The sequence below is a fragment of the Streptomyces sp. NPDC086777 genome, from assembly GCF_040702065.1.
Lineage (GTDB): Bacteria > Actinomycetota > Actinomycetes > Streptomycetales > Streptomycetaceae > Streptomyces.
Genome location: NZ_JBFBJI010000015.1, coordinates 145906 through 159219, shown reverse-complemented (window position 1 = coordinate 159219; position 13314 = coordinate 145906). Strand labels below are relative to the sequence as shown.

At 73.4% G+C, this 13314-nt stretch carries 8 protein-coding genes; 3 read left to right on the top strand and 5 right to left on the bottom strand.

Annotated elements, in window-relative coordinates; genetic code table 11:
- The first annotated feature begins 68 nt into the window (after positions 1 to 68).
- The gene (locus AB0472_RS22355) at positions 69 to 2396 is read left to right on the top strand and encodes an FUSC family protein (RefSeq protein ID WP_366358226.1); all 2328 of its coding nucleotides are present in this window, start codon (positions 69 to 71) and stop codon (positions 2394 to 2396) included.
- A gap of 279 nt (positions 2397 to 2675) precedes the next feature.
- On the opposite strand, the gene AB0472_RS22350 is transcribed toward AB0472_RS22355, so the two are convergent.
- A complete protein-coding gene (locus AB0472_RS22350; RefSeq protein ID WP_366358225.1) occupies positions 2676 to 3464 on the bottom strand; it encodes an SIS domain-containing protein in 789 nt (262 codons plus the stop codon).
- Between the two features lie 244 nt (positions 3465 to 3708).
- On the opposite strand from AB0472_RS22350, the gene AB0472_RS22345 reads away from it, so the two are divergent.
- Positions 3709 to 4593 carry a MurR/RpiR family transcriptional regulator gene (locus tag AB0472_RS22345; RefSeq protein WP_366358224.1) on the top strand — a complete coding sequence of 295 codons (885 nt, stop codon included), beginning with the start codon at positions 3709 to 3711 and terminating at the stop codon, positions 4591 to 4593.
- 94 nt (positions 4594 to 4687) lie between these two features.
- Here the strand turns inward: AB0472_RS22345 and AB0472_RS22340 are convergent, their stop codons facing one another.
- Positions 4688 to 5704, bottom strand: coding sequence for a BadF/BadG/BcrA/BcrD ATPase family protein (locus AB0472_RS22340; protein WP_366358223.1), 1017 nt, complete (start codon positions 5702 to 5704; stop codon positions 4688 to 4690).
- A 177-nt stretch (positions 5705 to 5881) separates the two neighbouring features.
- On the opposite strand from AB0472_RS22340, the gene AB0472_RS22335 reads away from it, so the two are divergent.
- Positions 5882 to 6544: a lytic transglycosylase domain-containing protein gene (locus AB0472_RS22335; RefSeq protein ID WP_366358222.1), complete on the top strand. Its 663-nt coding sequence runs from the start codon at positions 5882 to 5884 to the stop codon at positions 6542 to 6544.
- A gap of 69 nt (positions 6545 to 6613) precedes the next feature.
- Here the strand turns inward: AB0472_RS22335 and AB0472_RS22330 are convergent, their stop codons facing one another.
- From AB0472_RS22330 to AB0472_RS22320, 3 genes are all read right to left on the bottom strand, one after another.
- Positions 6614 to 7534 carry a hypothetical protein gene (locus tag AB0472_RS22330; RefSeq protein ID WP_366358221.1) on the bottom strand — a complete coding sequence of 307 codons (921 nt, stop codon included), beginning with the start codon at positions 7532 to 7534 and terminating at the stop codon, positions 6614 to 6616.
- Positions 7535 to 7538: 4 nt separating this feature from the next.
- Positions 7539 to 8618, bottom strand: coding sequence for an NlpC/P60 family protein (locus tag AB0472_RS22325; RefSeq protein ID WP_366358220.1), 1080 nt, complete (start codon positions 8616 to 8618; stop codon positions 7539 to 7541).
- Positions 8619 to 9030: 412 nt separating this feature from the next.
- Positions 9031 to 13215, bottom strand: coding sequence for a beta-galactosidase (locus tag AB0472_RS22320; RefSeq protein ID WP_366358219.1), 4185 nt, complete (start codon positions 13213 to 13215; stop codon positions 9031 to 9033).
- Between the last annotated feature and the right edge of the window lie 99 nt (positions 13216 to 13314).

The window sequence follows — 13314 nt, the reverse complement described above, 5'->3', positions numbered from 1 at the left end:
TGCGGCGTCGGGGCCGGCCGCTCCGGGGCCGGCGGGAGGTGGACATGTCGGGGCGGGCGCCACGGTGGGTGACGTGGTTGCGCGGCAAGGACCCGGATCTCGCGGCGACCCGCCGGGCCGGGCGAACGGCGCTGGTGATGCCCGCCCTGTTCGCCCTGTGCAACGAGGTGCTGCACAACCCGACGATGGCGAGCTACGCCGCGTTCGGCTCGTTCTCGATGCTGCTGCTGGTGGACTACTCCGGGCCGATGGTGGAGCGGCTGCGGGCTCAGGTGGCGCTCACGGTGGCGTGGCTGGTGCTGATCTGCCTCGGCACGCTGGCCGCGCCGTGGCTCTGGCTCGCCGTGGCGGCCACGGTCGTGGTCGGGTTCGCGGTCCTCTTCGCCGGCGTGGTCAGCTCGGTGCTGGCCGGGAGTTCGACGGCGCTGCTGCTGGCCTTCGTGCTGCCGGTGACCGCCCCGGTGCCCCTGGAGCAACTGCCCGCGCGCCTGGCCGGCGCGGGCCTGGCGGGGGCGGTGGCCCTGCCGGCCGTCGCCCTGCTGTGGCCGCGTCCCGTCGCCGACCCGCTCAGCGCCCCGGCGGCGGCGGTCTGCCGGGCCGCCGCCGGGTATCTGCGGATCCGCGAGGCCCTGCCCGGGCCGGACGGGCCGGGGTCGGACGCCGAGCGGTGCCGGGCGGGGGCCGAGCACACCGCCAGGACCGGCGTGGAGCTGCGCGGGGTCTTCGACGCCACGACGTGCCGCCCCACCGGTCTGTCCGCGACCTCGCGTGCCCTGGTCCGGCTGGTGGACCAGCTCACCTGGCTGTGCGGCGTCCTCGTCGACCGGTCCGAGTACACCGACGAGCCGCCGGCCTGCGATCCGGCCGCGCACACCGTGCGCGGCGCCGCCGCCCACGTCCTGGAGGCGGCCTACGACCTGCTCACGGACCTGGACGGGGACACCGGTCCGCTGCGGACCCGGGAGAGCGACCTGCGGGCGGCCCTGGCCGGGATGGAGCACAGCTCCACCGTCCAGGTGCCGGCCGAACACCCGGGCGGCACCAGCACGGCGGAGGTCTACGGGTTCATCGCCACGCTCGACGTGTCCTTCCGCGCCCAGGAGATCGGGTTCGCCGTGCTGCAGATCGCCGAGAACGTCGACACGGCGGCCACCGCCTGGCAGCGCAGCTGGCCGGAGCGGCTCCTCGGCCTCGAACCCGGCGCGCTGACCGCACCCCTCGCGGCCGCGCGGGAACGCGCCGTCGCCCACCTCGAGCCCGACTCGGTGTGGCTGCACAACAGCCTGCGCGGCGCCGTGGGCCTCGGGATCGCCGTGTTCCTGACCGGGGTGACCGGTGTGGGGCACTCCTTCTGGGTGCTGCTGGGCACCCTGTCCGTGCTCCGCTCCAACGCGCTCAGCACCGGCCAGAACGCCGTCCGCGCCGTCCTCGGCACGGTCGGCGGATCGGTGGTGGGCGCCGCGCTGCTGTATCTGATCGGCCACCACGGCACGGCGCTGTGGTTCGTGCTCCCCGTGGCCGTCCTGGGCGCCGGGATCGCGCCCGCCGCCATCTCCTTCGCCGCCGGGCAGGCCGCGTTCACCGTCACGCTCGTGGTGCTGTTCAACATCGGCCACGACCCGAACTGGCACATCGCCCTGCTGCGCGTCCAGGACATCGCGCTCGGGTGCCTGGTCAGCGTGGTGGTGGCGGTGTTCTTCTGGCCGCGCGGCGCCCGGGCCGCCGTCCACAAGGCGCTCGCCGAGGCGTACGACGACAGCGCCCGCTACCTCGGGGACGCCGTGGACTTCGCGCTCGGTCACCGCACTCCCGCCGATCCCGAGCCGCAGGGCCGGATGGCGGCGGCCGCGGCCCGCCGCCTCGACGACGCGTTCCGCAGTTACCTCTCCGAACGCGGTGCCAAGCCGCTGTCGCTGCCCTGTGCGACCACGCTCGTCACCGGGGTCGTCGGGCTCCGGCTGGCCGCCGACGCCGTCGTCTCGCTGTGGCAGGGCGAGGACCTGGCGCGTGTCCAGGCCGTCCGGGCCGACGCCCACCGTGCCGTCCTCGGCTCGGCGGCCCTGGTCACCGACTGGTACCACGACTTCGCGGCCGGCCTCGGGGGCCGTACGGCCGTGCCCGACGCCGTCCCGCTCCGGCCCGAGGGGGCGGCACGGCTCGTGGAGTCCGTCCGCACCGAACTCAGCGACGGCCAAGGCCGGGCCACCCCGGTCGCGGTCCGGATCATCTGGACCGACGACCACGTCGACGCCGCCCGCCGCCTCCAGCCCGCCCTGTCCGAGGCCGCCAGGGCGCAGGCAAGGACCCGGCACCGCCGGGCGCGGCAGGCGCCCGCCGACCCGGCCGGGGCACCGGGGCCGGGCGTCCCGTCAGCGCCGCACGGCTCGGAGCGGTGATCCGGACGGGTGGGCCGGCGCGGCCGGGCGACGTCGTCGGCCGCCGGCCGCGGCGCGGTGGACACCGCGCGGGCGTCACCCCCCGCGCGGGGTCCTCGACGTGACCGCCGGGCCGGCGATCCCGCCCCCCGGTCCACCACGACGAGGCGACCTGGCTTCCGGTGGCTGTCCGGCCGGTCGCGGCGCTCCAGCGGGAGGACCTGCTGCTCCCGGTGACCCGCACCCTGGAACTCGCGCTCCCGTGGCACCCGCGGCGCCCGCCCGTCGGTCGACCTGCCGTCAGCTCGCGGTGCGCCGGATCCGTCCGGCGTACCGCTGCTCCAGCTCCAGGTTGCCCTCGAAGCCGCCGGGCACGTTGGCCGAGACGTAGACCGGCGGGCGGTCGCCGGAGGCGAGGAGGAGGCCGGCCGCCTCGGCCACCGCCATCTGCACCAGCATCACCCCGGTCAGCGTGGACAGCGCCGAGACCGCGCCGCCGCCCGGGAGTTCGAGCAGGGCGTCGCCGCGCGGGGCCGCGTTGTCGAGGACCACGTCGGCCAGGTCGGCGAGCTTCCTGCCGCTGGGATGGCCGGCCGGGACCGCCCGGGTGTGCGCGAGGGAGGTGAGCGCGAGGAGGCGGTGTCCGCGTTCCCTGGCGTGCAGGGCCATCCCCACGATCACGTTGTTCACCCCGGAGTTGGAGACCACGACGAACAGGTCCTGGGGGCGCGGGTCGGCGAGGGCGTAGAGGCGGGCGGCCACGTCGGGCGCGCGTTCCAGGAGCGGGTCGTCGAGGATGCTCGGGTGCTCGCCGCCGTAGAGGACCAGGTCGGCGATGCTGATCCGGTTGGTGGGGACCAGCCCGCCCGCCCGGCCGGCGACTTCGAGGACCACCGCCTGGGAGTGGCCGGTGCCGAAGGCCTGGACGACCCCGTCGGCGCGGACGCAGTCGGCAATGAGCCCGGCGGCCCTGGCGACGTCGGTGCGGGCGGACTCGGTGAGGCGGTGCAGGACGGCGAGGCCCTCACGGGCGAAGCGTTCGGCGCTCACCGGTTGGGTCCCGGACCCGCTGGCGGACTCGACGGACACGCGCGCACTCCCCACTGCCGGCACGACCGAGGCGCGTCACGGGGGCGGAACCGCCGAAACCCTGAACCGCCGGAACCCGCAACCGCCGGCGCCCGGAACCCGGATGCGACGGTGGATCGCAGCACTCCGGATTCACCCCGATCGACGAATCAATAAATCACGCACTCGCCGGCCGGTGCAACGGCGTGCAGTTCACGCCCGGTATTCAACTGACGGCTCATAAGGTGCCGGGTACGGTCTCCCCATGCCCACGACCGACGTCACCGCACTGATCCGAACCGAGCTGCCGCGCCTGGCCGGCTCCCTGCGGAAGGTGGGCGAGCTGATCCTCGAGGATCCGGCCGCCGTCGCACGCTGTTCGGCCGCGGAGCTGGGCCGCCGCACCGGCACCTCCCAGGCCACCGTCACCCGTTTCTGCCGGGCCGTCGGTCTCGACTCCTACCAGCACCTGTTGATCGCGCTCGCGCAGGAGCGGGGCCGCGGCGAGGTCTCCGACTGGGGCACGGCCGAGATCGGTCCGGACATCTCGCCGGACGACAGCCTGGAGCGGGTGGTGAAGGTGGTCGGCACCGCGGACCTGCGGGCCGTCCAGCAGACCCTGGACCGGATCGACCTGGACGCGGTCGAGCGGGCCGCGCAGGCGATGGCCCGGGCCCGCAGGATCGACGTCTACGGCGTCGGCGGCAGCGGCGCGGTGGCGCAGGAGACCGAGACCCGGCTGTTCCGGATCGGCTGTTCGGTGCGCGGCTGGACCGAGGTGCACGCCGCGGTCACCTCCGCGGCGCTGCTCACCCCGGCCGACGTCGCGCTCGGCATCTCGCACTCCGGGTCGACCCGGGAGACGACCGAGCCGTTCGAGACGGCCAGGGAGCGGGGCGCGACCACGATCGCACTCACCGCCGACCCGCGTTCCCCGCTCGCCCGTGCGGCCGGCATCCGGCTCATCTCGTCCACCCCGGAGACCAGCTTCCCCACCGGCATCATCGGCGCCCGCCACTCGGTGCTGCTGCTCATCGACTGCCTGTACGTCCGGGTCGCCCAGCTCACCTATCAACGGGCCAGCGCCGCACTGGCGTTGACCGACCACATCGCCGGGCAGCACACGGTGAAGGCCCGGCGTTCGTACTGAGCCGGCCGTGCCGGCCACCGAGTTCGGTGAGGCGACCGGTTCCGTCGCGCGTGTGCCACGGCCATCAGGCGCGGGGGTCGGCGGGTGCGGGTGGTCACGGGGCGTCCGGGGGCCGGTGGCCGGCGGCGAGCAGCCGTGCCAGCGCCACGGCCCCGGCACGGCCGTCCGCCACCGGCACGATCGTGAGGCCGGCGAGCCGCGCCGCGAGCGGGGTGAGCAGCGGACCGTCCGGGGCGGTCAGACCGCCCGTGACGACCAGGTGTTCGCCCGGGCGTGGCCGCAACGCCTCGACGGTCCGGGCCAGATGGGCGGCCGCCTCCCGGAGGATCGTCCGGGCGGCCACGTCGTCGTCCGCCGCCGCCTCCGGCACCAGCGGCGCGAGGTCGGCCAGCCGCACCGGCGGGCGGTCCAGCACGGCGGCCAGCAGCCACGCCCGGTAGGCGGCCCGCCGGGCGGGCGCCCAGAACCCGCCGCCGGCCGGCGGCAGCGTGTCGGCCGGAACCCCGAGGGCCCGGCCGACGGCCCCGGTCAGCAGCGTCGGCCCGCCCCGCCCGTCCACGGCCCGCAGCGCCGCGCGGGCCGCCTCACGGCCGATCCAGAACCCGCCGCCGTCGTCCCCGAGCAGCCAGCCGTCCCCGCCGGAGGTGGCGGCCGGCACCCGCCCCTCGATCCGGGCGGCGACCACTCCCGTGCCGGCCACCAGGGCGAGTCCGTCGGGCGGGTGCCCGGGTGCCCCGGCGAAGGCCGCCTCGATGTCGCTGTGGACCTCGACAGCCTCGGCGCGGATCCCCAGTCGTGACAGGGCCGCGCCGAGAGCGGCCAGCGCCCGTACCCGGCCGCGCTCCGCCTCCGGCGCCCGCGCGGCGCCCGCGAAACCGCCGGCCACCGCGCGGACCCGCCCCCGTATCGCCTCCGGTACGGCCGACCCGACCGCCTCGGCCAGATGGGCGGCGAGTTCGGCCCCCGTGACGGTCAGCGCGTTGCCCGGGCCGGCCTCGCCCTCCCCGCGGACCCGCCCGTCACGTGCGTCCGCGAGGACCGCACGGGTCCGGGTGCCGCCGGCGTCGATCCCGACGACCCAGCCGTCGCTCCGGTTCGCGTCACTTTTCATCGGGGCTCATGGTGGCCCCCGGACCCCGCTCCGGCGAAGGTGTGAGCATCCGCACTCCCTCCGGCATTGCGTCGGGCGGGCCGGCACGCAAGAGTGTTCCAACTGTCCCACCCGTCAAGCGAGAAACTTCCGTCGACCGCCGCACACGGTGGCCCGGGCGAAGAGGAAGAGAAGCGCGTGAGCCGCATAACGGTCCGGGGAATCGCGGTGGCGTCCGCCACCGCGGTCACCGCTGTCGGAAGTGTCGTCGGTGTCGCCTCGGGCAGCAGCGCGCAGAGCAATGACGCGGAGGCGACGGCGGCCGACGCCACCCTCCTCACCGACCTGCCCGCGGGGCAGCAGGCCCGGGTGCAGACCACGTCGCTGACCCAGCAGGCCGAGGCCATGGCCGTGCAGGCGGACGCGGGCGCCCGGAAGGACGCCGAGCAGGCCGCCCGGAACGCGGCGGCCAAGGCGGCCAGGGCCAAGAAGGCCGCGGCCGAGCAGAAGGCGGCGGCGAAGGCCGCGGCCGGCGACCCCGCCGCCAGCTTCCCGGTGCAGAGTTCCTACACCGTGGCGCAGATCAAGGCGATCGCCGCGGAGATCGTGGGCAGCGGCCAGTTCCAGTGCTTCAGCAACATCGTGGACCACGAGTCCACCTGGAACTACCTCGCGGTGAACCCCGAGTCCGGCGCCTACGGCCTCGTGCAGGCGCTGCCGGGCAACAAGATGGCCTCCGTCGCCGCCGACTGGCAGACCAATCCGGCCACGCAGATCAAGTGGGGCCTCAACTACATGAACACCACCTACGGCAGCCCCTGCCAGGCCTGGGCGTTCTGGCAGGTCCACCACGCCTACTGAGCGGCCCTGCCGAGGCAGGACCCGGCGGTCACCTCGTGTCCGCCGGGTGTCCGGGAGCCTCCTGAACGCTCAGGACTGGGACCCGGCGGAGCGGCCGGGGCGCCGGGTGAACCTGCGGAGCCCCCGGCGGGTGGGGCTGAGGGGCGTGTCCTCGGGGGCCATCGGTCCCTGACCCACCGTCAAGGCCGGTGCCGTGGCCGGGGCCGGGGCCGACAGTGGGCCGGGGCCCCGTTCGAGCCGGCTCCGGACGGCCCGGGCCATGGACTGGTGGGACGGTTCCAGCGGGATGCCCTCCGCGGCCAGGTGTTCCCACATGTGCAGCAGTTCCTGCCCACGGGTGGCGACCTGGCCGTCGTCCGTCAGCCGCTGCCACGCCGCGGTGGCGCGGGCCACCTCGGGGGCCGCCCGGTTCAGGTCGGTGCGGCAGCGGATGCGGGCGACGGTCAGCGCGAGGACGGTGGAGAGCATGTAGTCGCCGCGCTGGTACGCGAGGTACGCCTCGATCGCGCGCGCCTCCAGCGAGAGTTCGTCCTCGGCGCCCCGGCGCAGGGTGAGGTGCTCCCGCAGGGCGCTGGCGAGGACGGACGCGGCGTGCAGCTCCCCGCGCTGCGCGTGCTGGATGATGCGCTCGACGCGGGCGAGCGGCGGGAACGCCTCCTCCTCCGCGGCGGTGCGCTCGCGCCCGGGCGGCAGGTCCTCCTCGTCGGCGATGGTCCGGCTGGAGCCGTCGGGGTGGACCCGCAGCCGCGCCACCTGCAGGACGCTGCGGTCGATGACGGTGGCCGCCACCGGAGCGCCCAGGGTGCGGGCGAACATGGCGATCGCGTCGAGGATCGCCTCGTTGGGGGGCCGGGTGCCGCCCATCTCCAGCAGATGGCCGTTGACGACCGTCGATCCGTCCTCGGCCACGTAGGCGTCGAGCCGGATCAGCGGCGGCGCGCTCAGCGCGGGCAGGTTTCCCTCGTTGCGGGGGGTCAGTGAGGAGGTCATCCGCTCAGACTCCGGGTCGGACGACGCCGAGGATGGGCATGGAGGCGGCCGGGGCGGTCGTGACCGTGCGTCCGGGCCGCGGGGCGTGGACGATCTGTCCGTCGCCTATGTACATGCCCACGTGGGTGGCGTCGTAGTAGATGATCAGGTCGCCGGGCTGCACGGAGGACAGGCTGACCCGGGTCAGCCCCTGCCACTGCGCCTGCGAGGTGCGGGGTATGGGGTGCCCGGCGGCCGCCCACGCGGTGGAGGTCAGCCCCGAGCAGTCGTACGACGAGGGCCCTACGGCGCCCCACACGTACGGTTTGCCGATCTGCGCCAGCGCGAAGTCGACCGCCTTCCCGGCCGCTCCGCTCACCTTCGTGCGACCGTGGACCGAACCGGTCGCGGTGCTGCCGCCGGAACCGGGTCCCGTCCATCTGGCCTCGGCCTCCTTCGCCTCCTGCTTCTCCAACTGGGCCAGCTTGCTGGTCTGTTCCTTCTTCAGGCCCGCCTCGATCTGCTCGGCCTCGGCGATCCTCTGCTCGATCTTCTGCTTCGCCTCGGCCTTGTCCGCGCGGGCGTTCTTCAGTTCCCGCAGCTTCTCGGCGGCGGCGTCCGTCTGCCGGCCCAGCTCGGCGCGGGCGTTCGCCTGGCTCTCGGACACGGTCACCACGTCGCGCAGCGCCTGGCGGGCCTGGGCAGCGTCGTCCAGGGCGTGCTCGGGGTGGTCGCCGAGCAGCAGTTGGAGGCCCGTGGAGTCGAGATTGCCCCCGCGGTACTGCGTGCGGGCGGCCGCACCCGCGAGGTCGTGGAGGTCGGCGAGCCTGCTCTCGGTGCGGGCCAGGTCCTCGTGGAGCGACGCGAGCCGCTTCTCCTGCTCGGTCGCCTTCACCCCGGCGGCGTCGTACGCCTCGGTCGCCACCTCGGCCTGACGGTAGAGGCCGTTCAACTGGTCCTGGATGGCCTCGATCGACTGGCCGTCGCGCGGTTCCGGTGCGCCCGGGATTGCGTAACTCGGGCCTGGTAACACGGCGATCGCGCAGACGACGGCTGCGGTGGCGGCCCGGATCCGCAGCCGTCTGCCACGGGTCGACACGTTCATCGGCTCCATCTTCAGAGGTCACATGCGGGTGGCCCGGACGGCCCGGTCTCCCGTCGCAGCCGTCATCATGGTTCCCACGGGGAACTGTTCGACTCCTGAACACATTACCCCGCCGGGAACGACCCGCCGCTGTACCCCCGGGCGCGTCAACCTGCCCGCAAGCGCCTTCCGCACCACGCCCGGACACCGCCGGCGCGCCCCGGCGCGGCACCGGCGAGAAAGAACTCCCGGGCGGATGCCGCCACTTGTCCTCCGCTCAATCACCCGATCGAGGTCACTCCGCACGGCATGGGGCCCTCCTGGCCGACCATTCCGTTGCGAAACGGTCTGCTCGGCCAGGAGAACGGGCACCGTGAAGTGCCCGCGATGCAACCTCCGTTGCGCTGACGGCCGCGTCGGCTGTGCCGTCCGGCTAGCCGCAGGTCAGGGTCGGCAGCCCCCAGTCGCCGTGGTCGTTGCCGTTGCCGTCGCCGGCGTCGCCGACCTTGAGGTCGAGCACCTGGGCGCCGCTGACGTCGACGTCGATCGGCACCGCGGCCTGCTTCCCGCGGATCGTCGGCGTGGTCACCAGCGTCCTGCCGTCGGCGATCACGGAGAACGTCACCGTTCCCGCCCCGCCGGTCTCGTCGTCGACACCGACCTGCGCGGTCAGCCGGGAACACTGTCCGGCGAGGTAGAGCTGTACGTCGCTGACCGAGTTGGTGCCCAGGCCCTTGGGATAGCCGACGCCCGCGACGGTGATCGGACGGCCGTCCCCGGCCGCCTGTTCGCCGACGCTGGTGTCGCGTTCCACCGGGCCCCATCCATTGGTGGACGACAGGAACGGCAGGTCGCTCACCGCGCTCCGGCCGCCCGGCGGGGCCGGCGGGATCCCCCGGACGATGCGCTCGTCACCGCTGGTGGCCTGCCGTCCGCTCTGCACGTAGTCCACCGTGGCGGTGAGCGCCGAGGCGGACGGGAGGGTGCCGTCCGGCGGCTTCACCGTCCAGGTGAAGGTGGCCGACTCGCCCGGTTTCACCCGCTGGACCGAGGCAGGGCTCGTGGCGGTCACGCTCCAGCCGTCGGGGGCCGAGAGCGAAGCGGTCAGGTGGGAGGCGGACGGCCGGTCCTTCGGGATCCGGACCGTCGTCTCGGCCGTGAAGAGCTGGGCGGACTGCGCGGTGTCCGGCGCGTCCAGGGTGACGTCAGCCCCCGGGCGCTGCGGCATCGCGTACTTCCCGGCGTCGTAGCGGGGGCTGTCGTTCTGCGCGACGCGCAGGGACGAGGCGTAGCTGCCGTAGTCGGTGAGGGAGACCTTGCCGAGGCCGCCGGTGCTGCCGTCCAGGTTCCAGACGGCGATGGCGATGCTGTTGTGGCCGTTGGGGTTGAGGATGCCGTCGGGCACGGGGAAGGTGTGCTGCGGGCCGAGGTAGTTGACGTAGTTGCCGACCTGCCAGCCGTTCACGAAGATCGTGGCACGGTACTTGCGGGACGGGTCGTCGGTGAACGTCAGGCCGACCGAGGTGTCCTGGCCGTGGGGCAGGTCCAGGTCGGCGTCGGTGCGGTACCAGGAGACGCCGGGACGGGTGTCGGTCGTCGGCAGGGACACCTGGTCCCAGCCGCGGTCCGGGTAGCCGGGCAGGGACCAGCCGGCGCGTTCGCCGTACAGGCCGCCGGTGGAGAGCGGGCCACGCACGGTGTCCTGGAGGTCCTCACCGCCGCGTACGCCCTGCACCCGCCAGGTGACGGAGGTCAGCGGCGCCCCGGTCAGGGAGGCGCCGGTCAGGCCGCGGGCGGTCTTGTTGCCGTTGGTCGAGTTGTAGTCCTCCTCGTGTCCCATGTTCACGGTGAGGACGGAGACGACGTTGTCGCCCTTGGCGTTCACCGAGCCGGTGGGGAAGGTGAAGTCGGCGCTGCCGGTGGTGGAGCTGCCCAGGAAGGTGCCGTTGAGCCAGGCGGAGAACGCCTGCGCGCCGCCGCCGGAGTCGGAGACCAGGTGGACGCCGGTCTCCTTGCCACTGGCGCGGAAGCGGCCGCGGTACCAGGTGTTGCCGGTGTGGAAGCCGTAGTCGTCCGCGTAGAGCACCGGTTGCGAGTCGCTCCCCGAGACGCTGTTGGTGGCCGTCCTGTCGGCCACCTGCCAGCTGGAGTCGTCGAAGCCGGGGGCCGCTTCGGGGGACTCGTCGGCGTGTTTCCAGTTGGTCAGCTCCGGCAGGTGGACGGGGGCGGCCGTCGGTATGGTCCCGGTGCGGCTCGCCGTGCCGGTGGCCTCACCGCGAACCGTCCTGCCGTTCCAGGTGACGCGGTCGGCGGAGGTGAACACCTCGATGTTCTTGTCGTCGGCGTTGTCGCCGGTGAGGGCCACGGTGCGGCCGCCGTCCAGGCTGGTCGCCGTGCGCAGCAGGTGACTGCCGCGCACGAGTACCGGGCCGGCCGCCGTGTCCTGGCGCCAGAAGGTCTCGGCCGTGGCCTTGTCGCCGGCGAGCAGCAGGAGCGGGCGCTTGCCGTCGCCGCTGATGCTGATGCGGATCAGGCCTTTGTGCGTGTAGTCGAGGCGCAGGTCGCCGGTGGCCGCGTCCCAGGTGGTGGTGACCGTGCCGCCGGTGGCGGTGACGGTGGGCTCGGTGGCGTAGCGCAGGACGGTCTCGCCGTCGCTGCCCTGGTCGCCGTAGAGCACGGCGACGTCCCGGTCCCCGATCGTCGCGCTGGTCATGATCTCGGACGTCGAGTACTGCAACTGCGAGTCCCCGAGCCGGTAGTCGGCCACGATCACGTGCGAGTCGCGGCCGTCGAGGGTGATCGCGGTGCCGGGCTGCTGGGGCACGACCGGGTAGGTCGGCTCGGTGGCGGAGTCGCCCGTCGGTACGTCGATGGCGTCGACGGCCACGTAGTTGTCGGTCGACGCCGAGCTGTGGGTTCCGTCGACGACGATCTTCAGGGTGTGCGTACCCGGCGCGAGGCCGGTCTTCTGGAAGAGCACGGCCTGGTTCTCGCCGCCGGAGTCGTCGGCCGTCGCCACCTTGGTGCCGTCGAGGTAGACGTCGGCGTATCCGTGGTTGTCCGTCTTCGAGCCGATCCAGCGGATCGCGGTGCCGTCGAAGGGGACGGTGAGCGAGTCGCCGGCCTTGTTGGAGAACGACTCGGTGTGCTTGTAGTCGCCACCGGTGTAGCTGGTGTCGGCGACGTGCGACCACGAACCGGTGTACTGGAGCGCGGAGTCGGGGTCGTCCCAGGTGTAGGTGGTGTCCGCGGCCGGCTGGGCGTTGAGGTCCAGGGCGATGTGGGTCCTGTCGACCGCGGTGGACGTGGAGTTGCCGTGCCGCAGGACATGGAACTGGGTCCTGGTGTCGGGGTTCATCCGGGCGGTGTCGACGACGGCGGAGTCGTCCGGCGGGGTGGCCCTGATCGCCTCGGTCTTGGTCAGCGGAGCGACCGACTGCGTGAAGTACCCGATGAGCTTGTCCTCGTAGTACTTCGGGTCGAGCTGCCGGTTCTCGCGGATCGCGGCCCCGTAGTCGTACGACGTGTAGTTCTCCGGCATGCCCAGCCAGCCCCAGTTGGTGCCGCCGTAGGTCATGTAGAAGCTCTGCGCGGTCGTGCCGACGGCGATGTTCTGCTTGTAGAACACGTCCGCGAACCGGTCGTTGATCAGCTGGGCGCACTTGTCGTAGCCCGGGCCGCCCCACGGGTCGAAGGCGCCGCCCTGGAACTCCGGTGAGTACAGCGGCTTTCCGGCCGGGTGGTCGTAGCTGATGTCGGGGACACCGTTCCACTTCGCGGGGTTGGAGCAGTCGAAGCCCTGCGGGTAGGAGTCCGGGCCGTCGACGTCCAGGGCGCCGGTACCGGAGTTGAAGGTGCCGTTGTTGTTGCCGGTCAGCGGGACCGTGATGCCGTCGGCCCGGGCCTTGTCCTCCAGGTGCTGCATGTAGGAGCGGCCGGCGGCCGAGCCGTTGTAGTACTCGTTCTCGACCTGGTAGGCGATGACCGACCCGGTGCCGTTGGTCAGTTGGTGGCGGGCGATGATCCGGTCGATCTGCGTCAGCCACTCGTCCGCGTACTTCAGGAACCGCGGGTCGTCGCTGCGGTTGTTCCCGGCCTTGGTGGTCAGCCAGCCGGGCAGGCCGCCGCTGTCGACCTCCGCGTTGATGTAGGGCGCGGGGCGGGCGATGACGTAGAGCCCGGCCTCCTGGGCCATGTCGAGGAGCTTGTCGACGTCCCGCACCCCGCTGAAGTCGTACACGCCCGGCTTCGGCGAGTGGTACCCCCAGTCGAAGTAGAGCGAGGTGGAGTTGAAGCCGGCGGCCTTCATCTTCTGGAAGATGTCCCGCCACAGGTCCGGGCTCGGCAGCCGGAAGTAGTGGAACTCGCCGGACCACAGGTAGGTCCGCCTGCCGTCGACGAGGAACGAGTAGCCGTCCAGGCTCACCGTGTGGGCCTGCGGGGCCGCGGCGGCCGCGGCGGGCGCGGCGGGCGCCTGCCCGCCGACGTCCTGTGCCGCCGCGGCGGGGGCGATCATGCCCGCCGCCAGGGCGATGGTCGCCGCCGCCGCGAGGACGGGCCGCCACCATCGGCGCCCACCGGGTCTCGCAGCCTCCGAACCGATCCGATCACTCCGCACCGCGGCCTCCAGACCGACTGAGCAATCAACACCAAACAGACTCGGGCAAAGTCGAACAGTAAGGGGGTGCAAGGCTCAACACAATGGGGCGGGGGAGCA